General features: G+C 64.8%; 19 protein-coding genes and 2 tRNA genes. 11 read left to right on the top strand and 10 right to left on the bottom strand.

Annotated features, from left to right (window positions below; genetic code table 11):
- Positions 1 to 109: 109 nt before the first annotated feature.
- Positions 110 to 2845 (bottom strand): preprotein translocase subunit SecA, encoded by a 2736-nt coding sequence (gene secA, locus F1643_RS05230; protein WP_194911500.1) that lies wholly within the window; start codon positions 2843 to 2845, stop codon positions 110 to 112.
- 470 nt (positions 2846 to 3315) lie between these two features.
- Between secA and F1643_RS05235 the strand changes: the two genes are divergently transcribed.
- From F1643_RS05235 to F1643_RS05270, 8 genes are all read left to right on the top strand, one after another.
- Positions 3316 to 4293: a peptidylprolyl isomerase gene (locus F1643_RS05235; protein WP_194911502.1), complete on the top strand. Its 978-nt coding sequence runs from the start codon at positions 3316 to 3318 to the stop codon at positions 4291 to 4293.
- A gap of 212 nt (positions 4294 to 4505) precedes the next feature.
- Positions 4506 to 5744 carry a bifunctional glutamate N-acetyltransferase/amino-acid acetyltransferase ArgJ gene (gene argJ / locus F1643_RS05240; protein ID WP_194911504.1) on the top strand — a complete coding sequence of 413 codons (1239 nt, stop codon included), beginning with the start codon at positions 4506 to 4508 and terminating at the stop codon, positions 5742 to 5744.
- 19 nt (positions 5745 to 5763) lie between these two features.
- Entirely contained in the window at positions 5764 to 6207 is a 444-nt protein-coding gene (locus tag F1643_RS05245) for a (deoxy)nucleoside triphosphate pyrophosphohydrolase (protein ID WP_063633716.1), read from the top strand.
- 410 nt (positions 6208 to 6617) lie between these two features.
- Positions 6618 to 8546, top strand: a complete 1929-nt coding sequence (recQ, locus tag F1643_RS05250) for a DNA helicase RecQ (protein ID WP_194911507.1) — start codon at positions 6618 to 6620, stop codon at positions 8544 to 8546.
- A 103-nt stretch (positions 8547 to 8649) separates the two neighbouring features.
- A tRNA-Thr gene (locus F1643_RS05255) sits at positions 8650 to 8724 on the top strand.
- Between the two features lie 196 nt (positions 8725 to 8920).
- Entirely contained in the window at positions 8921 to 9460 is a 540-nt protein-coding gene (locus F1643_RS05260; RefSeq protein WP_206692347.1) for an ImmA/IrrE family metallo-endopeptidase, read from the top strand.
- A gap of 18 nt (positions 9461 to 9478) precedes the next feature.
- Entirely contained in the window at positions 9479 to 10603 is a 1125-nt protein-coding gene (locus tag F1643_RS05265; protein WP_194911510.1) for a hypothetical protein, read from the top strand.
- A gap of 102 nt (positions 10604 to 10705) precedes the next feature.
- Entirely contained in the window at positions 10706 to 12013 is a 1308-nt protein-coding gene (locus F1643_RS05270) for an IS701 family transposase (RefSeq protein ID WP_194911513.1), read from the top strand.
- Between the two features lie 189 nt (positions 12014 to 12202).
- Here F1643_RS05270 and map read toward each other — a convergent pair whose 3' ends face one another.
- Positions 12203 to 13012 carry a type I methionyl aminopeptidase gene (gene map / locus F1643_RS05275; protein WP_194911515.1) on the bottom strand — a complete coding sequence of 270 codons (810 nt, stop codon included), beginning with the start codon at positions 13010 to 13012 and terminating at the stop codon, positions 12203 to 12205.
- 56 nt (positions 13013 to 13068) lie between these two features.
- A complete protein-coding gene (sfsA, locus tag F1643_RS05280) occupies positions 13069 to 13806 on the bottom strand; it encodes a DNA/RNA nuclease SfsA (RefSeq protein ID WP_194911665.1) in 738 nt (245 codons plus the stop codon).
- Between the two features lie 66 nt (positions 13807 to 13872).
- On the opposite strand from sfsA, the gene F1643_RS05285 reads away from it, so the two are divergent.
- Both F1643_RS05285 and F1643_RS05290 read left to right on the top strand, forming a co-directional pair.
- Positions 13873 to 14673 carry a molybdopterin-binding protein gene (locus F1643_RS05285; protein ID WP_194911518.1) on the top strand — a complete coding sequence of 267 codons (801 nt, stop codon included), beginning with the start codon at positions 13873 to 13875 and terminating at the stop codon, positions 14671 to 14673.
- Positions 14674 to 14780: 107 nt separating this feature from the next.
- A complete protein-coding gene (locus F1643_RS05290) occupies positions 14781 to 15026 on the top strand; it encodes a hypothetical protein (RefSeq protein WP_194911520.1) in 246 nt (81 codons plus the stop codon).
- 46 nt (positions 15027 to 15072) lie between these two features.
- Here F1643_RS05290 and F1643_RS05295 read toward each other — a convergent pair whose 3' ends face one another.
- Positions 15073 to 15252, bottom strand: a complete 180-nt coding sequence (locus F1643_RS05295; RefSeq protein WP_014246704.1) for a hypothetical protein — start codon at positions 15250 to 15252, stop codon at positions 15073 to 15075.
- 254 nt (positions 15253 to 15506) lie between these two features.
- Between F1643_RS05295 and F1643_RS05300 the strand changes: the two genes are divergently transcribed.
- A tRNA-Leu gene (locus F1643_RS05300) sits at positions 15507 to 15591 on the top strand.
- A gap of 190 nt (positions 15592 to 15781) precedes the next feature.
- Here F1643_RS05300 and F1643_RS05305 read toward each other — a convergent pair.
- The 6 genes from F1643_RS05305 to F1643_RS05330 are packed head-to-tail and all read right to left on the bottom strand — an operon-like array spanning position 15782 to position 19810.
- Positions 15782 to 16288: a hypothetical protein gene (locus F1643_RS05305; protein ID WP_194911522.1), complete on the bottom strand. Its 507-nt coding sequence runs from the start codon at positions 16286 to 16288 to the stop codon at positions 15782 to 15784.
- Between the two features lie 9 nt (positions 16289 to 16297).
- Entirely contained in the window at positions 16298 to 17914 is a 1617-nt protein-coding gene (locus F1643_RS05310; protein ID WP_206692348.1) for a terminase TerL endonuclease subunit, read from the bottom strand.
- Positions 17886 to 18290 carry a phage terminase small subunit P27 family gene (locus tag F1643_RS05315; RefSeq protein ID WP_194911526.1) on the bottom strand — a complete coding sequence of 135 codons (405 nt, stop codon included), beginning with the start codon at positions 18288 to 18290 and terminating at the stop codon, positions 17886 to 17888. Before F1643_RS05315 ends, F1643_RS05310 begins: the two co-directional genes overlap by 29 nt.
- Entirely contained in the window at positions 18287 to 18745 is a 459-nt protein-coding gene (locus tag F1643_RS24475) for an HNH endonuclease (protein WP_194911528.1), read from the bottom strand. The genes F1643_RS05315 and F1643_RS24475 overlap by 4 nt, the downstream gene beginning before the upstream one ends.
- 4 nt (positions 18746 to 18749) lie before the next feature.
- Complete coding sequence (locus tag F1643_RS05325) at positions 18750 to 19373, bottom strand: hypothetical protein (protein WP_194911530.1); 624 nt, start codon at positions 19371 to 19373, stop codon at positions 18750 to 18752.
- A gap of 14 nt (positions 19374 to 19387) precedes the next feature.
- The gene (locus tag F1643_RS05330) at positions 19388 to 19810 is read right to left on the bottom strand and encodes a hypothetical protein (RefSeq protein WP_194911531.1); all 423 of its coding nucleotides are present in this window, start codon (positions 19808 to 19810) and stop codon (positions 19388 to 19390) included.
- Positions 19811 to 19817: the final 7 nt, after the last annotated feature.

Below are 19817 nucleotides of genomic sequence, written 5' to 3' on the forward strand. Positions count from 1 at the left end.
CGATCGGACCGGCCTTCGGCCGGCCGAGAGCGGGGGAGGGAAGGGGCCCGCGGCGAAGCCGTGGGAAGGGTGGGGGCAACGCGCGGGCACGTCCCCCCGCCGATCCCCCTTACGCCATGCGCCCGTGGCAGTGCTTGAACTTCTTGCCGGAGCCGCAGGGGCAGGCGGCGTTGCGCGGAGTGTTTTCCATCACCTCGGCCGGCAGGGGCCGGTCTTCCGGCGTCCCGGCGAGCGAGGAGGCGCGGACCATGCCGGCCGGCAGGGCTTCATCTTCGCCGGCACCCAGGCCCGCCATCGCCAGCGCCGGGTCCATGCGGCCCTCGTGCATCTCCTGCATCTGGCGGGCGAACAGCTCCTCCTGCGACGGGGCCATGCGGATTTCGACATGCATCAGGATGGTGGTGACCTGCTCGCGCAGGGTCATCAGCATGGTGTCGAACAGCTCGAAGGCCTCGCGCTTGTATTCGTTCAGCGGATCCTTCTGGGCATAGGCGCGCAGGTTGATGCCCTGGCGGAGATGGTCGAGCTGGAGGAGGTGGTCCTTCCATTCCTGGTCCAGGATCTGGAGCAGGATGCTCTTCTCCACATGCCGCATCGTCTCGGCGCCGTAGGCCTCCTCCTTCTCCGCATATTTGCGGTCGGCGGCCTCGCGCACGCGCTCCTCGATCTCCGGCTCGGCGATGCCCTCTTCCTTGGCCCACTCCTGGACCGGCAGGTCCATGCCCAGCACGCGGTTCACCCCCTCGTGCAGGCCGTCGATGTCCCATTGCTCGGAGTAGCTGTTGGCCGGAATGGCGGTCGACACCATGTTGGCGATGATCTGGTGGCGCATCTCGCGGATTTCCTCCGCGATGTCCTCGCTTTCCATCACCTCGTGGCGCTGTTCATAGACGACCTTGCGCTGGTCGTTCATGACGTTGTCGAACTTCAGCAGGTTCTTGCGGACCTCGAAGTGATGCGCCTCGACCTTCTGCTGCGCCTTTTCCAGCGCCTTGTTGATCCAGGGATGGATGATCGCCTCGCCCTCCTTCAGGCCGAGACGCTGGAGCATGCTGTCCATCCGCTCCGACCCGAAGATGCGCATCAGGTCGTCTTCCAGCGACAGGAAGAACTTCGAGGTGCCGGGATCGCCCTGGCGGCCGGAACGGCCGCGCAGCTGGTTGTCGATGCGGCGGCTTTCGTGGCGCTCGGTGCCGACGACGTAGAGGCCGCCGGCCTGCTTGACCGTCTCGCGCGCCTCGGCGATCTCCGCCTCGATCTGCTTGATCCGGGCCTCGCGCTCCGGGCCTTCGGGCACATCGGCCAGTTCGACCTCGATCCGCATCTGGAGATTGCCGCCCAGCTGGATGTCGGTGCCGCGGCCGGCCATGTTGGTGGCGACGGTCACCGCCCCGGCGCGGCCGGCCTGGGCCACGATGTAGGCTTCCTGCTCGTGGTGGCGGGCGTTCAGGACGTTGTGCGGGATGCCGCGCTTGGTCAGCAGCTCCGACAGCAGTTCCGACTTCTCGATCGAGGTGGTGCCGACCAGGACCGGCTGGCCGCGCTTGCGCGCGTCCTCGATCAGGTCGGTCATCGCGTGGTACTTCTCGGTCGCGGTGCGGTAGACCTCGTCGTCATGGTCGATGCGCTTGACCGGCACGTTGGTCGGCATGTCGACGACTTCGAGGCCGTAGATCTCGCCGAACTCCGCCGCCTCGGTCAGCGCGGTGCCGGTCATGCCGGCCAGCTTCGGATAGATGCGGAAGTAGTTCTGGAAGGTGATGGAGGCCAGCGTCTGGTTCTCGCGCTGGATCGTCACCTTCTCCTTGGCCTCCAGCGCCTGGTGCAGGCCTTCGGAGAAGCGGCGGCCTTCCATCATGCGGCCGGTGAACTCGTCGATGATGACGACCTTGTCGTCCTTGACGATGTAGTCCTTGTCGCGCTGGAACAGCATGTGGGCGCGCAGCGCCTGCTGCGAATGATGGACCAGCGCGACGTTCTGGATGTCGTAGAGCCCGCCGGTCTTCAGCAGCCCGGCCTCGCCCAGCAGCTGCTCCATATGCTCCTGGCCGGCTTCGGTGAAGCTGACGGTGCGGTGCTTCTCGTCCTTCTCGTAATCCTCGGGAACCAGCATCGGGATCAGCCGGTCGACCTGGACATACATCTCGGACGAGTCGGTGGACGGGCCGGAGATGATCAGCGGCGTGCGCGCCTCGTCGATCAGGATCGAGTCGACCTCGTCGACGATGGCGAAGTTGAAGGGGCGCTGGACCAGTTCCTCCAGCCGGAACTTCATGTTGTCGCGCAGATAGTCGAAGCCGAACTCGTTGTTCGTGCCGTAGGTGATGTCGGCGGCATAGGCGGCGCGGCGCTCGTCGTCGTCCAGGCCGTGGACGATGCAGCCGGTCGTCAGGCCGAGGAAGCCGTAGACCCGCGCCATCCAGCCGCTGTCGCGCGAGGCGAGGTAGTCGTTCACGGTGACGACGTGGACGCCCTTGCCTTCCAGCGCGTTCAGGTAGACGGCCAGCGTGGCGACCAGGGTCTTGCCTTCGCCGGTGCGCATCTCCGCGATCTTGCCGCTGTGCAGCACCATGCCGCCCATCAGCTGCACGTCGAAATGGCGCTGGCCCAGCACGCGCTTGGCCGCCTCGCGCACGGTGGCGAAGGCGTCGGGCAGGATGTCGTCCAGCGTCTCGCCCTTGGCCAGCCGGTCGCGCAGCCAGTCGGTGCGACCCTTCAGCTGGTCGTCGGTCAGCGCCGCGACCGACGGCTCCAGCGCGTTGATCTGAGCCACGGTCTTGTGCAGCGCCTTGACCGCGCGCGTGTTGGCGGTGCCGAAAATCTTGCGGGCGAGAGCGCCGAACATGAAAACCTCGGGAGTAAAGCGGAATGCGGGCCAGTCTATCGACGGGTCTCACATAGGACTATGGCAAGGCCCTGTCAACGAGACCGGGCAGGTGGAGCCTTCCTGCGGCATTCCGCGAAGCGGGCAGTGCCTGCGCCATTCCTGGCCCCGGTGGCCCGCTGCGGGCATGACGGAACCATGAAATCACATCCAGAAAGCGGGAAGGCGGCTGACGGGAGGGTTCGGGGCTGGTATTGCCGGGTGCGGGGCACAGGTCGTTGGAGAGGCTCATGGCCGCCGGATCCGCTGCGGGATCCCCAGCGGGACCCAAGCGCACCCCTTGCCCCGCGCGGGCTAGCCATGCTTAATCCCCTGCGGAATCGGGCGCGGAGCGGCGGATGGCTCCGATGCCGCAGGCCATGCGAACCGGGCTCCGACCCATCGGCCGCCCACTTGTCGCAAAGCATCCGCCGGAAGGAAACAGACACGCCATGGTTCAACGAGTGTTCCGCACTGCGCTCCTGTCGGTTGCCGCCTGTGGCATCGCGCTGGCCGCCAATGCCCAGACGCCGGCTCCCGCCACCCCCGCGCCGGCCACGCCGGCCCCGGCCGCCTCGGCTCCGGCCGCGCCGGCTGCTCCGGCCGATCCGGTGGTCGCCCGCGTCAACGGCGAGGAGCTGCACAAGTCGGACGTCTCCCGCATGGTCTCGCAACTGCCGCCCCAGGTGCAGCAGATGCCGATCGAGATGATCTATCCGGCGGTGATCGACCAGCTGGTCAGCGGCAAGCTGGTCTCCTCGGCCGGCTACAAGGCCGGTCTGGCCGATTCGGCCGAGGTCAAGGACGAGATCAAGCGCGCCGAGGAGCGCGCGGTGCAGCGCGCCTATATCCAGAAGGAGATCAAGGCCCGCATCACCCCCGACGCGATGCAGAAGGCCTATCAGGATTTCCTGAAGGAGAACCCGGCGCAGGAGGAGGTCAAGGCCGCCCACATCCTGGTCGAGAAGGAAGACGAGGCCAAGGCCATCATCGCCCAGCTGAAGAAGGGTGGCGATTTCGCCAAGCTGGCCAAGGAGAAGTCCAAGGATGCCGCCGCGGCGGCCCAGGGCGGCGATCTCGGCTACTTCACCAAGGATGCGATGGTCGAGCCCTTCGCCAACGCCGCCTTCGCCATGAAGCCGGGCGAGATCAGCAAGGAGCCGGTCAAGACCCAGTTCGGCTATCACATCATCAAGGTCGAGGATAAGCGCGCCCAGCCGCAGCCGACGCTCGACGAGGTGAAGCCGCAGCTGGAGCAGACGCTGTCGAAGGACATCGTCACCGCGCTGGTCGAGGAGCTGCGCGGCAAGGCGACGATCGAGACCTTCCAGCTGGACGGCTCGCCGATGCCGAAGGAAGAGCCGGCCGCCGCTCCGGCGACCCCGGCCCCGGCCGCTCCCGCCACCCCGGCGGAGCCGACGAAGAAGTAAGGGGACGGGGGCGCCGTATTGCCCCCACCCCGACCCTCCCTCGCTCTCGGCCGGCCGAAGGCCGGTCCGATCGCGGGGGAGGGAGTAAGTGCTTGTGCGGGAGAGTGGCGGCAGTCCCTCCCCCGCCCAGCGGGGGAGGTTAGGTGGGGGCAAGCGTCTCCACTCCTACCCCTCTCCACATGCCACCACTCCCCACCACGGGAATCCCCTCCATGGCCACGACCCTCTCCCCCTTGGCTCCCGCCAGCTTCCCGACGTTGCCGCCCATCGCGGGCGTGCGCATCGCCACGGCGAACAGCGGCATCCGATACAAGGGCCGCGACGATCTGCTGCTGGCCGTGCTGGATCCCGGCACCAGCGTGGCGGGCGTGCTGACCCGGTCGCTGACCTGCTCGGCCCCGGTGATCTGGTGCCGCGACAGCCTGCCCAAGGGCCAGGCCCGCGCCGTGGTGGTGAATGCCGGCAACGCCAACGCCTTCACCGGCAAGGCGGGCGACGCCACCGTGCAGGCGACCGTCGCCGCCGCCGCCGAGCTGGCCGGCTGCGCCCCGGACGAGGTCTATATCGCCTCGACCGGCGTGATCGGCATCCCGCTGGCTGCCGACGCGATCGGCAAGTGCCTGGCGCCGATGGCTCCGACCCTCGCCGCCGATTCGGCCGCGTGGGAGAAGGCCGCCCGCGCCATCATGACCACCGACACCTTCCCGAAGGGCGCGGTGCGCACCGCCACCATCGGCGGCACGACGGTGACCATCGCCGGTTTCGCCAAGGGATCGGGCATGATCGCGCCGGACATGGCGACGATGCTGGGCTTCGTCTTCACCGACGCCGCCATCGCCGCCACCGCGCTGCAGGACATGCTGTCGGAATTCACCGAGCGCACCTTCAACGCCATCACGGTGGACGGCGACACCTCGACCAGCGACACGCTGCTGCTGTTCGCGACGGGCAAGGCCGGCAACGCCCCGGTGTCGAGCGCCGATGCCGCCGAGCTGGCGGAGTTCCGCGCCGCGTTGGAGGATCTGCTGCTCGATCTGGCGCTGCAGGTGGTGCGTGACGGCGAGGGGGCGACCAAGTTCATCGCGATCACCGTGCGCGGCGCCGACAGCGACGCCGCCGCCAAGCGCATCGGCATGACCGTGGCGAACTCGCCGCTGGTCAAGACCGCGGTGGCCGGCGAGGACGCCAACTGGGGCCGCATCGTCGCCGCCATCGGCCGCGCCGGCGAGCGCGCCGACCGCGACCTGATCAAGATCACCGTCGGCGGCACCCTGATCTGCGCCGACGGGATGGAGGTCCCCGGCTATGACGAGACGCCGGTCGCCACCCACATGAAGGGCAAGGAGATCGACATCGACATCGACCTCGGCCTGGGCAAGGGCACGGCGAAGGTGTGGACCTGCGACCTGACGCACGGCTACATCGACATCAACGGCAGCTACCGGAGCTGACCGGCATCGGAGTCGAGTGATGACCGCCTGTTTCGATCCCAGCTCCACCCCCGCTCGCGGCTCGCTGCCGGTTCTGATGGTGGTCGCGGTGGCGCTCGTCGATGCCGACGGGCGCGTGCTGCTGGCCCAGCGCCCGCCCGGCAAATCGCTGGCCGGGCTATGGGAGTTTCCCGGCGGCAAGGTCGATGCCGGGGAAACGCCGGAAGCCGCGCTGGTGCGCGAGCTGAAGGAGGAGTTGGGCATCGACACGGCGGCAAGCTGCCTCGCGCCCTTCACCTTCGCGTCCCACAGCTACGAGAGCTTCCACCTGCTGATGCCGCTCTATGTCTGCCGGGTATGGGAGGGCGACGTGATGCCGCAGGAGGGGCAGAAACTCGCCTGGGTCTACCCGAACCGGATGGGCGATTACCCGATGCCGCCGGCCGACGTGCCGCTGGTGGCGATGCTGCGGGATCTGCTGTAGGGGCCAATACCGCGCGTTGAAAATCGGGCCGCGCGACTGTATATTTTTCGGAGGTGGCCGGCGGGTGCTGCTACACCCGCCGGCACGCTCCCGGTGCTTAGCGACGGATCAGGCGGATTTCGATCCGCCATCGCCGCCACTGGAGCACCAGGAAGAAGGGCATCTTCTTCATGCCAGCTTCCTCTCTGAAACGGCGGATGGCCTATTCCATCCGCCGTTTTCAGTTTACACGCGGACGATGAGCGGGCGCCACCCTTTCACACCAATGTGTGGTGGAGCCGGCGAGGGTCCGACCTTTGTTCCCGGGTGTGGCCCTTTGCGGCTTTGCCCTGGGGGCGATCTGTGCCACATGATGGGGCGTTGAGACGACAAGCCGGAATTCCGGCACCACTTTCCTGAACCGCATCGGCGTGGATTCGTTGTTTTCCTACAGCAACCGGGATGCGTCGGACGACGCCTCCGGTCAACGGCCGGCCACGGCGCTCGACGCGCTGCGGACGGTGTTCGGCTACGACTCCTTCCGCGGCCAGCAGGCCGACATCATCGACCATGTGGTGCGCGGCGGCGACGCGCTGGTGCTGATGCCCACCGGCGGCGGCAAGTCGCTGTGCTACCAAATCCCGGCGCTGGTGCGCGACGGCGTAACGGTGGTGGTCTCGCCGCTGATCGCCCTGATGCGCGATCAGGTGACGGCGCTGCGGGAGCTTGGCGTGCGCGCCGCCTTCCTCAACTCCTCCCTCGGCCCGGCCGAGGCGCGGGAGGTGGAGAGGGCGATGGTGCAGGGCGAGATCGACCTCGTCTATGTCGCACCCGAACGGCTGGTGACGCCGCGCTTCCTCGACCTGCTCGACCGCACCCGTCTGGCGCTGTTCGCGCTGGACGAGGCGCATTGCGTGTCGCAGTGGGGGCATGACTTCCGGCCGGAATATCTGCAGCTGTCGATCCTGCACGAACGCCACCCGATGGTGCCGCGCATCGCGCTGACCGCGACCGCCGACGTGCAGACCCGCGCCGAGATCAAGGACAAGCTGGGCCTGACCGACGCCCGCGTCTTCCTGTCCAGCTTCGACCGGCCCAACATCACCTACCGCGTGGTGCCGAAGAAGAGCGAGCGCCAGCAGATGCTGGCTTTCCTGCGCGAGAACCACCCGGAAGACGCCGGCATCGTCTATTGCATGTCGCGCAACAAGGTGGAGGAGGTCGCCGCCTGGCTGAACCAACAAGGTCGCGAGGCTCTGCCCTACCATGCCGGGCTGCCGGCCGACGTGCGCGAGGCCAACCAGGACCGCTTCATCAAGAGCGAGGGTCTGGTGATGGTCGCCACGGTGGCCTTCGGCATGGGCATCGACAAGCCGAACGTCCGCTTCGTCTGCCATCTCGACCCGCCCAAGAGCCTGGAAGCCTATTACCAGGAGACCGGCCGCGCCGGCCGCGACGGCCTGCCCGCAAACGCCTGGATGGCCTACGGCATGGCCGACGTGGTGATGCTGCGCCAGATGCTGGAACAGTCGGAGGCCGGCGACAGCCACCGCCGGGTGGAGCGCGGCAAGCTGGAGGCCCTGCTGGGCTTCTGCGAGACGTCGGACTGCCGCCGCCAGGTGCTGCTGAACTATTTCAACGAGACGCTGCCGGAGCCCTGCGGCAACTGCGACACCTGCCTGGACCCGGTCGAGACCTGGGACGGCACCGTCGCCGCGCAGAAGGCGCTGTCGGCGGTCTACCGCACCGGGCAGCGCTATGGCGCCGGCCACCTGATCGACGTTCTGGTCGGCAACGCCACCGAGAAGGTGGTTCAGCAGCAGCATGACCGGCTGAAGACCTTCGCCGTCGGCAAGGACTTGAGCAAGGTCGAATGGCAGTCGGTCTACCGCCAGCTGGTGGCGACCGGGCTGCTGACCGTCGATCTGGAGGGCTATGGCGGCTTCCGCCTGACCGATGCCGGCGTCGCCGTCATCAAGGGCCAGCGCGTGGTGAAGCTGCGCAAGGACCCTGTGCTGGAACGCCGCCGCGGCGTCCACGACGCGCTGCGCCGCCACACCGCGCGGGGCGGATCGGTCGGCGGTGGATCGAGCGGGGAGGGCGTGTCGCGCTCCGGCGCCCGCGGTGCGCTGTCGGCGGCCGACGACGCGCTGTGGCATGCGCTGAAGGACTGCCGGACGGCGCTGGCGAAGGCGCAGAGCGTGCCGCCCTATGTGATCTTCCACGACAGCACGCTGTTGGAGATGGTGGCCCAGCGCCCCCGCGACCACGCCGCCTTCGCCCATCTGCCGGGGGTGGGCGGCCGCAAGCTGGAACGCTACGCCGACGCCTTCCTGGAGGTGATCCGGCAGCACGGGTGAGGCAGTCGGGCGCATGGCGGGGTTGAGGGAAGGCGGTCGATTTTTCCGAAATTCACCGCTTGCATCCCGCGAAACACCTCGCTATGTTCCGCGCCACAACGACGCCGCAGTAGCTCAGGGGTAGAGCAACTGATTCGTAATCAGTAGGTCCGGGGTTCAAATCCCTGTTGCGGCACCAGTTTTTTCGGCGGAGACGCTGATCGCTGCCAGTGCCCTCGAAAGAGGGCGCTGGTTTTTGCGCATCTAAAGGATGCATCTGGCATGTGTGTGCTGAGTGAGTCTCGTCGACGGAGCTTTTATTCCTGTTTTGTTTGCTATTGCATATCCAATAGCGTAAATTGGATTTGTTCTGGATCATACGGTCAGTTGTGCATATGACTATGCGGACCTACGCTCCACCGATTGAGTCTGGCCTGAACAAAGCATCTGTAGATCGCTTTGCAGCCAACATTGCGAACCAAGTTGGATATGTATCAGGGCAGCCATTAGAGCCGGTCGTTCAGAAATTGGGCGGTCGCATCGCGGTTCGTAATTTTTGGGAAATGGACAGTTTGGGTTCAGGTTCCATTCGCATCAATGAGCCTGGCGACTTTGAGATATATGTTGCAGCGCATACTGGCCCTGTCCGTGATCGTTTTACAATTGCCCATGAACTGGGGCATTACATTCTTCATTACCTTTGGCCCCGATCTCAAGGACGTGTGATTGGCCCAACCGAAGCACAGCGCTATGGCTCTGGGCGCGTAGAGTGGGAGGCTAATTGGTTTGCTGCTGGCTTTTTGATGCCGGCCGAAAGTTTTAATAGTGAATTCCATAACAGTGGTGGAAATTTACCTTACTTATCAGAACGCTTTGGCGTCTCCATGGAGGCGGCTCGTATTCGCGCCCAGTCCTTAGGGCTGATGGCAGGATAATTATGGTTTGAGGCTAGAATGGATATGTTCAAGTCCACACTCAGGCTTTTCCTGAGTGTGGATATTGTTGGTTCTACTGCATTCAAGCAAGGGCAAGCTCTGAAGTCGAAGGGCGATGCTGCCAACAAGACTTCGGTACCGGCCGAGGCGTGGTTCTCTCCTATTGCCCAGTTTTACCGGGAGGTTGAGCGTGCCTTTTCCAAGGAATGGAGTACGTATGTCGAAGAGATTGCTCCCAAGCATGGTTGGCCCGTTGGTAGCTCTCCGGAATTTTGGAAGAGTGCGGGTGATGAGCTTTTATATGTAAAGGTTTTGTCTGACCATCGTGAAGCGTACGCATGTGTGCATGCATGGATGCGAGCGATTAATACCTATCGTGCGGTTTTTCAAACACATTTCCCAAGCTTGGATCTAAAAACATCAGCCTGGATTGCTGGTTTTCCAGTGCATAATGCTGAAGTTGCGTTTAGTTCTGCGGTCGAAAAAGCATCCGTTCTTCAGGATGATGATGATCCCGTTTTCACAAACTTTCAGCTTTTGCATCAATACTATATGCGTGGGAAAGATGCGGGCGTGACAAGAGATTTCATCGGTCCTGCAATCGATACAGGATTCCGATTGTCGTCATTGGCAACACCAAGGAAAATGACGGTATCTATAGACTTGGTGCTTTTGCTGATTAGCGCTTTGCGAATGCAGCCGCCAAAGCTAGGTTATGAAGATCTAAGATTTTTCTATGAAGGACGAGTGCCATTAAAGGGGGTCCTAGGGGGTACTCCATATCCTGTATTTTGGGTTGATATGCGCGCAGAAAACCCATTAGAGATCGCAGAAGACAACCTAAAAGGAAATAAACCACTGGACTCGGACGGTGTAAAGCGGTTTTGCGAGGCCTTTATTGATGCTCATCCTGACCATGTTTTCGTTCCATATATAGCGAACAATGCAGATATATATTTCAGTAAGGTGCCTGATCATCATCGACAGAGATTAGAAAAACTTCAGGATTATTGGGAGAAGGAAGGAGAAAAAAGAAAGGTTGAGGAGCAGTCTGCCTTTGTAAAAGAGGGAGGCGAAGAGCTTACCCAAGAAGGTGAAGACAAGTTTCTATCGGAAATAAGCCTGTCAGAAATCAACTTTTAGATATTTAAATAGAGATCGCTTAGTTCTACTGTGTCATAAAACTTGGACTGTGACAGAGGTTGGTTGTAATAAGGGGATTCATGCTTCGTTCAGAGAGGCGGTATGGATCCCCTTGGCACCGCAGACGGCATCGAATCACGGTTCGTGGCGTATGTCGAGCGCCTGGCGGCGGCTTTGGGTCATGCTGATCGCGCGGCGCCGTTTCGTTCCTATTGCACCGGATTGATCCTTCCAGGCGACCGCAAGAGCGTCGAGCCGATGGCCGCGCGGGTGGAGCCGGGACGTGTCGGCGCCGCCCATCAGTCCTTGCACCATTTTGTTGCCAAGGCGGCCTGGGACGATGCCGCTGTGCTGGCCGGGGTGCGCGATCTGGTTTTGCCGGCGCTGTTGGAACGCGGCCCGGTCCGCGCCTGGATCATCGACGACACTGGCATGCCGAAGAAGGGGCGCCATTCCGTTGGCGTGACGCGCCAGTACTGCGGCCAGATCGGCAAGCAGGACAATTGCCAAGTCGCCGTGTCGCTGTCGCTGGCAACCGACCACGCCAGCCTTCCCGTCGCCTTCCGGCTGTACCTACCGGAGACATGGGCCAGCGACGCGGAGCGCCGGGCGCGGACCGGCGTCCCGGACGGGGTCCTCTTCCAGACCAAGCCCGCCATCGCGCTGGACCAGATCCACGCGGCCATGGCGGCGGGTCTGCCGCCGGGCGTGGTCCTGATGGATGCAGGCTACGGCAACGACACCGCCCTGCGCGAAGGCGTGACCGCGCTGGGGCTGACTTACGTCGCCGGAGTTCAGTCCTCGCTGACCGTCTGGCCGCCCGGTGTGGAACCACTGCCGCCCAAGCCGTGGAGCGGCAAGGGGCGGCCGCCGAAGCTCATGCGCCGTGCCCCTGGACATGAACCGATCTCGGTAAAGGCTCTGGCCGAAGGGCTGGCGCCGGAGGCTTGGCGCTCCGTGACGTGGCGGGAAGGCACGAACGCGCCGCTGGCCTCCCGGTTCGCCGCTGTTCGCGTTCACGCCGCGCACCGCGACGAGGAGCGGGCGGAGCGTCGCCCGGAGGAGTGGCTGCTGATCGAATGGCCCGAGGACGAAGAGAAGCCGACCAAGTCCTGGTTGTCGACGCTGCCGGAGACAATGTCGCTCGACGCCTTGGTGGAAACCGCCAAGTTGCGGTGGCGCATCGAACGCGATTACCTCGAGCTCAAACAGGAACTCGGCCTCGGCCATTATGAGGGCCGGGGCTGGCGCGGATTCCACCATCACGCAACGCTGTGCATCGCCGCCTACGGATTCCTGATCGGGGAACGGGCGGCGTTTTCCCCCTCAGGACCACCTCGCTCCGGGTGCCTCCAAGCGCCTGACCTTCCCAAAAGCTCCCGACTCCGCGGGGCCGCCGCCGCGCCCTGAGCGCCACGTCCCGACGTCCATCGCCACCCTGCGCATCGCAATCGCCAGAATGCTCCCCAGAACCCTCCAGCGATGTCCATGCTGCCATCAATTGCGCACTTTATGACACAGTAGAATTAGCGCCTTGGGGTGCATTGGGCGCCGCATCCCCCGACACGGCGCCCGCCACTCACCCCATACCCCTCAGCCTCACTCCACCGCGTAAGGCGGCTTCGTGTACCCCGCCGGCGAGAGCGTGAAGATCTCCGCGCCGTCCGCCGTCACGCCGATGGAATGCTCGAACTGGGCGGACAGGGACTTGTCCTTGGTCACGGCGGTCCAGCCGTCGCCCAGGATCTTCACGTCCGGACGGCCGGTGTTGATCATCGGCTCGATGGTGAAGATCATGCCTTCCTTCAACACCAGACCCTCGCCCGGCTTGCCGTAATGCAGGACCGACGGCGGCTCGTGGAAGACACGACCGACGCCGTGGCCGCAGAAATCGCGCACCACCGAGAAGCGGTGGGATTCGGCGAAGGTCTGGATGGCGTGGCCGATGTCGCCCAGCGTGGCGCCCGGCTTCACCGCGGCGATGCCGATCATCAGCGCGTCATAGGTGACCTCGACCAGCTTGCGCGCCTTCACGCCGACATCGCCGCACAGATACATGCGGCTGCTGTCGCCGTACCAACCGTCGACGATCGGGGTGACGTCGATGTTCAGGATGTCGCCGTCGACCAGCCGCTTGTCGCCCGGGATGCCGTGGCAGACGACATGGTTGACCGAGATGCAGTTGGCGCGCGGGAAGCCGCGATAGCCCAGCGGGGCGGGAATGCCGCCATGGTCGCGGATGAACTGCTCCAGCAGTCGGTCGAGTTCGCCCGTGGTGACGCCCGGCTGCACATAGGGGACGATGTAGTCCAGAGCCAGCGCGGCCAGCCGGCCGGCCTTGCGCATGCCTTCGAATCCCTCCGGACCATGAAGACGGACGCGGTTGGATTCGACGTGATCCTGTTCCAAGACGAAAGCCCCTATGCCAAGTAACCGAAAGCCCGATGCCGAAACCCGCCGCGGCACTAAAGCCGGATCGGAAGCGGCCGGTCCAATTCAATCGATTCGGGGGTGATCGCGCAAGACCAACACAGCGCCTCCACTCCCGAATCCAGCGCGCGGCGCAGGCCGTCATGATAGGCCGGGTCGAGATCGGCCGCCGTGCGGAAATGGGAACAATCGCCGCGCTGGACAAGGTAGAGCATGACCGCCCTGCAGCCCTGCGCCACCATCGCCGCCATCTCCTCCAGATGCTTGGCGCCGCGGGCGGTGACGCAGTCCGGGAATTCGGCGGCGTCAGCATGGGGACCGTCGGGGCGGCGGAGGTGGACGTTCTTCACCTCGACATAGGTGTGTGGACGGGCGCCGGGCTTGGCCGGATCGTCCTCCAGCAGCACGTCGATTCGGCTGTTGCGGCCGTATTTCACCTCGCGCCGCAGCCGGTCGTAGCCGGCCAGCTCGGGGATGGTGCCGGCGGCGATCGCGGCGGCCACCAGCGCGTTGGGATGGCCGGTGTTGACGCCGACCAACCCCTCGCCCCAGGGGGCGGCGGCCTCCACCAGTTCCAGCGTATAGGCCAGCTTGCGGTTGGGATTGTCGGAGCGCGACAGCCAGACGGCGGAGCCGGGAATGTTCAGCCCGATCATGCTGCCGGAATTGGGGACATGCGCCGTCACCTCCACCCCGTCCAATAGGACATCGGCAAGGAACCGCTTGTAGCGGCGGATCAGGCGGCCTTGAAGAAGGGGGGTGGGAAAGCGCATCTTGGCGGCGACGCTACCCTTGGCCTTCCCGCTCGACAAGAGCGTTCCACGGAGACCCCCACCGCCATGACGTCCGAGACCGCAGAAAATCCGGTTGCCGCAAACCCGACCGCCGCAAATCCCACTGCCGCCGTCCTGGTGATCGGCAACGAGATCCTGTCGGGCCGCACCAAGGACGCCAACCTCGGCCACATCGCAGAGAAGCTGACGGAGATCGGCGTGCGGCTGCGCGAGGCCCGCGTGGTGCCGGATGTGGAGGAGGAGGTCGTCGCTGCGGTCAACGCACTACGCGCCCGCTACACCTATGTCTTCACCACCGGCGGCATCGGTCCGACCCACGACGACATCACCGCCGCCTGCGTCGCCAAGGCTTTCGACGTGGCGCTGGAGCGCAACCCGGAGGCCGTCGCCCGGCTGGAGCGACATTACGCCGCCGGCCAGCTGAACGAGGCGCGGCTGCGCATGGCCAATGTCCCGGCCGGCGGCATCCTGATCGACAACCCGATCAGCCAGGCGCCCGGCTTCCAGATCGGCAACGTCTTCGTCATGGCCGGCGTGCCCAACATCATGCGGGCGATGCTGGACGGCCTCCTGCCGCGGCTGGCCGGCGGGCCGGCGCTGCATGCCCGTACCGTTGCGTGCGAGTTGGGGGAGGGGGTGATCGCCGCCGATCTGTCGGACTTGCAGGATCGCCATCCGAATCTCGAGATCGGCAGCTATCCTTACTTCCGCAACGGCTTCTTCGGCGTCAGCCTGGTTCTGCGCGGCACCGACGAGGTGGAGGTGGCGGCGGCGGCCGATGAACTGGCGGCCATCATCAGCCGACTGGGCGGCACGCCGACCATCACCGTTGGTACGAAAGGGTAATGCGCCGCTATTACAGGAGCTAGGTCGGCGGATCGATTGTCCCGGACCGATTCGGTCCTACATTAGCCTCTTACCATTCAGCCCTGTGTTTGCCGGGAGGCTCCGCCATGAAGAGCTTTGAGAAAGCGGCGTTGCTGTTCCTTCTGCGCCATCTGGTCGCAGGCATCGCCGGTGCGGTGGTGTTGGCGAGCGGTCTCTTGTGGTTCGACGTCGCCAGGCTGGCGACGCTGATCGGCAACAGCGAATACGGGATCACCGCGACCGTCATGCTCTATGCCGGTCTGATGCTGACCTTCGGCAGCGTGTCGATGGGAATCGGCATCATGACGATGAACGAGGACACCCGCCCCTGAAGCTCTCCGGAGCATTTTGCCGGCTGGCCGTTCGGAATGGCTGCGCTCAGAAATTGGCGCCGAACGGCCCGAAGCGGTCATAAATCCACACGAGCGCCACGATCGCCGCCAGCCAGAGCGCTGCGTTGCGCAGCACGACTCCGCGGTTCCGGCGAAGGGCCGCCGGCACCACCAGAACGGCCACCATAAGAAGCGCCACCAGCGACAGCCAGTTCGTCTCGCTCACGCCGCATCCTCCCTTTCCCCGGCCCCGGTCGGGGCATTTCCCACAGTTGCGCTTCCTTCGATATGGGAATGCCTGCGGTTTTGCGAAGCCCCCTTGACCCGCAGCCCCGCGATTGTCTAAGTCATGACCACGGAACGGTGCGTTGCATAACAAGGTATGCAATCTGCGCGGGCAGCGCGGGGCCGTTCCGTCGACATGAGCTTTGCAGTCATGTTCCGGTCGCCTGACCGGTCTATGATGGCAGAGTCCGGGGCGCGGGCGTGGCGAAACCGGTAGACGCAAGGGACTTAAAATCCCTCACCCTTAGGTATGCGGGTTCGAGTCCCGCCGCCCGCACCATCTTGAAAAGAAACAGTTTTTCCCGCTTGTTGCGGGAGGCCTTGGGAAGGGTGGGCCGTTCTAGGACCCACCCAGGACCCACGGGAATCGTCTCGGGCCTCAGGCTGAGGCGACCTTACCCAGCCGGAACAGTAACTGCTGCGTTTCCCGACCGACTCTGCTCATGCATAGTAAGCGGAAATGCTGTCTCTCATTTTCCCAAGCTTTTCAGGTAAATGTCGGCTTTTGTTAGAAATCTCATGATCAAAGTGTAAAGCGATATCTCTTGGCCGTTGAAATCTATAAACAGAGATTTTTCACCATCAACTCCGCCGATATCCCACCAATCATCGTCTTCCCATTCATGTTCTCTTTCAACTGACTGTTTGATGTTTGAGTTTCTAGGATGCTTTGCTCCGTTCGCAATTCTCCTGAGTTCATCCCACTCAGGGCATGCAGCCTTCATCTTTGTTTTCTCGGACTCAAAATCATTTTGGTTTAACCCAAGATCTCTCGTGTGCAGCCAGTCAAATGTGTGGTTTCCAAAAAGAACGGCTGCAATCAAATCATCGTTATTCCTCGTCTCTTCGTATCTCTTAGCAAAACGACGACATGCGTCCAACATGTCACGGGCTTTTACGAAGCCGAGATGCCCTGGAACTGAATTCATTTGGAAACCTCCATTCTTTGAATGCACGTTTCCAAGATAATCAATCATTGTAAAGCTCTACACGGACAACACCCCATCCCGCCGGCTGTCGCTCTCATAGACGCTGGGGCCGGTTTCGCCGGCAAGGATGCGCCCCACGGCCATGGCCGCACCAACGGCGCCGTCAATCCGGCCGGTGCTGCGATCCTTGCTGAACTTCTCGTTCTCCGCGTCGTCCCGCACGGCCCGGATGTTGGCGAAGCACATGCGCAGGATCGGGTTTCCACCGTGGCGGAACTGTCCGCCCAGGATGGCGCGCTTCAGCTCCTTCACCGGGGCGGCCATGCTGGCGAAACCCTGCCCGAACTCGGCAACCTCCAACCGCTCCCGTTGCAGCGCCGCGGTGACGGCGGTGCTGTTCCATCGGTCGATGGCGACTTCTTGAAGGTCGTACCGCTTCCCCAGCGCCACCACATGGGCGATCACCGCGGCGTGGTCGACGCGATTTCCCTCCGTCACGGTCAGCAGCCCGTCCCGCTCCCAGCGCACATAATCGGCCCGGTCCTTCTCCGCCTTCTGTGCCAGCGTCGCCGCCGGCAGGAAGAACATGGGCAAGACGTCATAGGTTCGGTTGTCGTCGCTCCCATCCGGGAACACCGCGACCACGGCGGTCAGATCCTCCACACTCGACAGGTCGACGCCAACCCAGCACGCCCGGCCTTCCAGATCGGCCGGCGGCGTCATCGGTTCGGCCCGGTCGTAGAGCGTCAGGTCCACCCACGGATTGGCCGCGCCGTCCTGCCAGATGTTCAGGTGGAAGCGCTTGAAGTCGGCTAGGTCGGCGGGGAAGTGCTCGATCCGCCGCGCCTTGATGCGCAGCTCGTCCATCGACAGGAAGCCGGCGGCCAGCGCCGGGTTCGCCGCGTGCCATTCCCGCTCGTCCTGCCAATCGGCCTCGGGATCGGCGGCGAAAATGATCGGTGCGAAGGTCGGGTCTTCCACCTCTCCCCGGGCAACCGCAAGGCTGTAGCCCCAGAGATCGAAGGCCAGGCCGCCCTGTCCTTCGCCGGCCGTCGAGATGACGACGGTCAACGGCTCGTCCCGCTTGACCATGGAGTCGCGCACGACGTTGAACAGCTTGCGCCCTTCAGCCGTCGGCCACGCATGGATTTCGTCCGCCAGGAAGAAGGAGGCGTTCATGCCGTGCTTGCTGTAAGCCTCGGACGAAATGGCCTTCAGCACGCCCCGCGTCCGCCGGTGGTTCAGCAGCTTGCGCGACTCCACCGGGGCCACGCGCTGCAACAGGATGCGATCCTGTTTGATCATCTCCATCGAGTGCTTGAAGGCGATGCCCGCGTTCTCCCGGTCGGCGGCGGCCTGGATCACCTGTCCGCCAGCTTCGGCTTCCGGCCCCATGAAGTGCGCCAGCGCCAGCGCAGAGGCGAGCGTCGTCTTGGCGTTGCCACGCGGGATCCAGATGCAGGCCAGACGCACCAGCCGCCGGCCGTCGCGCGTGCTGGGGCCGTAGATGCGCCGGATGATCGCCTCTTGGAACGGGTTCAGCACGAACCGGTTGCCGGCGTGCTTCCCTTCCCACAGGCGCAGCATGCGGACGAACCGGCAGATGCGATCCGCCCGGCCGGACGGGTCCGGGTAGAGCGCCGGATCAGGACAGAAGGTCGGAGTCCCAACCACCGTTGTCATCCTCGTTTTCGCCCCCCTTCATGCCCCGCCGATGGGGCGTCAACCCCAGCTCGGCAGCCAGCAAACGGCCCTCGCGCATGGCGGCCTGTTGCATCCTGAAGGCGGGGTGGGGTTTCGGGCCGGTATCGCTCTTGATGATGCGGCCTTCCGTCGCCATGAGTTCTTCGCACTCGCGAACCTGCCCGACGGCGACGCAATAACTCTCAAGCGTTGCAAGGACATCATCAGCCAAAAGCTTCCGACCGTGCAGCTCCTTCGCCGCGCGCTTCCATTCCTTTTTCGCGTGCTGGGGGAGCCAGGACGGCGGCGGCGGACACCGCTTCGCCGGACGTTCGGCCTCCACCGGGGCGGACTTCCGGCCCTTCATAAGAGAAAATCCCATTTTCCCGGAGAGTGCGCGCAAGACCCCCCACCGGTCCCGACCCCCTCGGACGGAAATTCCGACCCCCCTATCCCCCCAGGCGCGGGGGCGGGGGTGCCGCCCGAACCCGGCCGCCAACCCCCCCGATCCGGCCCCATGCTCTTGGCGTTGTGGCAGCGCTCGCACATGGGTTGCCAGTTGGATCGGTCCCAGAACAGGCGCTGGTCTCCCTTGTGGGGCGTCCGATGGTCCACCCTGGTAGCGGGGGCGCCACAGCCGCACAGGCGGTTCTCAGGGCGCCCCAGGAACGACTTGGCCGCCTTCTCCCACGCCTTGGTGTAGCCGCGTTGCCGGGCGGTTCCCCGGCGGGCGTCGTAGTCCTTGGCGCACAGGGGGCAGCGGCGGCCCGTGTAGGACGGGTGTCCGGGGTGGTGGCAGTGCTTGGGCGGGGCGCTGGGCATGGCCTCACCCTCCCATCGGGATCTGACGGTAGGGCTGCAACAGCCCCTCCACCTCGGGCGGGAGGGTGGCGGCGCCGGCCGGTGCGCCAACCCAATATTCGGTGCGTCCCACACCGTCGGTTTCTTCGGCCTTCACCAGCGGGTCGCGGTCCCGCTCGTGCCACCAGTTCCGCACCAGCATGATGGCCGCGCGCTCCAGGTCCTCGGGCAGGGTACGGCCGGGATCGCCGGGCAGCACATAGCCGGCGGTGTAGGTCGCCACGATCCGCCCGGCCCGCCACATCCGGCGGGTGTCCGGGCCGGTCAGCCGGTAGGCCAAGCCGGCGGCGCCGTCCACCTCGAAACCATCCGGCGGCAACTGCGCCCCGCCCTCCAAGAGCGACGCAACCGACAGCACAGGCCAGCGGGACAGGCTGACCGACTCTGCCGGGCCGGTCAGCCAAACCGACTCCCGCACAGTCTCCGCGGCGAAGGACCGGCGGCACCAATGCTCGATGGCGGCGGTTGCTCTGTCGATCGACAGGGCGAACCAACCATCATCGCCCGCGCCGGTCTCCCGCAGCTCGGCCTTGGTCGCGTCCACCGTGGTAAGGGCGCGGGTGACGGCGGGGGTGATGATGGTCAGCATCGGGCGTCCCTCGATCAGGCCGGCGGGTTGGCGGTGGGCATGCTGTGGGGGTGCCCCAGCACGGCAACAGCGCCGATGTCCGCGGCGGCGGCGTTGCCGGCCGGGGTGACGGTCAGGCGGACATACCGCTTGAACCCGGCATAGCCCACCTTGCGCGTCTTGCCGTCATCGGCCGCGGTGAAGCCGGCCAGGGCCTCGGTGCCGAGAAGCTGGGTATCGGGCACCGCGGCGGCGTCGGACAGGTTGGCGGCGTCGCCGTCCTCCACCAGCACGGCGAAGGTCGCGTCGGCATCGGCCAGGGTGCCGGCCATGATGACGAAGGTCAGCGAGGCAAAGCCCAGCGTGTCGATGACGGAACCCACCAGCGGCGTGTTGTCGGCGACGCGGGTGCAGGGGATCGCCGGGAGCGGGTGGACGTGGTTGAACAGGTCGCGCATCGGTCGG

The sequence above is a fragment of the Azospirillum sp. INR13 genome, from assembly GCF_015390205.1.
Classification (GTDB): domain Bacteria; phylum Pseudomonadota; class Alphaproteobacteria; order Azospirillales; family Azospirillaceae; genus Azospirillum.

What these genes read in the sequence shown, in the direction of transcription:
- secA (WP_194911500.1), bottom strand. Translation starts at nt 2,845, where the DNA reads ATGTTCGGCGCTCTCGCCCGCAAGATTTTCGGCACCGCCAACACGCGC.
- F1643_RS05235 (WP_194911502.1), top strand. Translation starts at nt 3,316, where the DNA reads ATGGTTCAACGAGTGTTCCGCACTGCGCTCCTGTCGGTTGCCGCCTGT.
- argJ (WP_194911504.1), top strand. Translation starts at nt 4,506, where the DNA reads ATGGCCACGACCCTCTCCCCCTTGGCTCCCGCCAGCTTCCCGACGTTG.
- F1643_RS05245 (WP_063633716.1), top strand. Translation starts at nt 5,764, where the DNA reads ATGACCGCCTGTTTCGATCCCAGCTCCACCCCCGCTCGCGGCTCGCTG.
- F1643_RS05260 (WP_206692347.1), top strand. Translation starts at nt 8,921, where the DNA reads ATGACTATGCGGACCTACGCTCCACCGATTGAGTCTGGCCTGAACAAA.
- F1643_RS05265 (WP_194911510.1), top strand. Translation starts at nt 9,479, where the DNA reads ATGGATATGTTCAAGTCCACACTCAGGCTTTTCCTGAGTGTGGATATT.
- F1643_RS05270 (WP_194911513.1), top strand. Translation starts at nt 10,706, where the DNA reads ATGGATCCCCTTGGCACCGCAGACGGCATCGAATCACGGTTCGTGGCG.
- sfsA (WP_194911665.1), bottom strand. Translation starts at nt 13,806, where the DNA reads ATGCGCTTTCCCACCCCCCTTCTTCAAGGCCGCCTGATCCGCCGCTAC.
- F1643_RS05285 (WP_194911518.1), top strand. Translation starts at nt 13,873, where the DNA reads ATGACGTCCGAGACCGCAGAAAATCCGGTTGCCGCAAACCCGACCGCC.
- F1643_RS05290 (WP_194911520.1), top strand. Translation starts at nt 14,781, where the DNA reads ATGAAGAGCTTTGAGAAAGCGGCGTTGCTGTTCCTTCTGCGCCATCTG.
- F1643_RS05305 (WP_194911522.1), bottom strand. Translation starts at nt 16,288, where the DNA reads ATGATTGATTATCTTGGAAACGTGCATTCAAAGAATGGAGGTTTCCAA.
- F1643_RS05315 (WP_194911526.1), bottom strand. Translation starts at nt 18,290, where the DNA reads ATGAAGGGCCGGAAGTCCGCCCCGGTGGAGGCCGAACGTCCGGCGAAG.
- F1643_RS24475 (WP_194911528.1), bottom strand. Translation starts at nt 18,745, where the DNA reads ATGCCCAGCGCCCCGCCCAAGCACTGCCACCACCCCGGACACCCGTCC.
- F1643_RS05325 (WP_194911530.1), bottom strand. Translation starts at nt 19,373, where the DNA reads ATGCTGACCATCATCACCCCCGCCGTCACCCGCGCCCTTACCACGGTG.
- F1643_RS05330 (WP_194911531.1), bottom strand. Translation starts at nt 19,810, where the DNA reads ATGCGCGACCTGTTCAACCACGTCCACCCGCTCCCGGCGATCCCCTGC.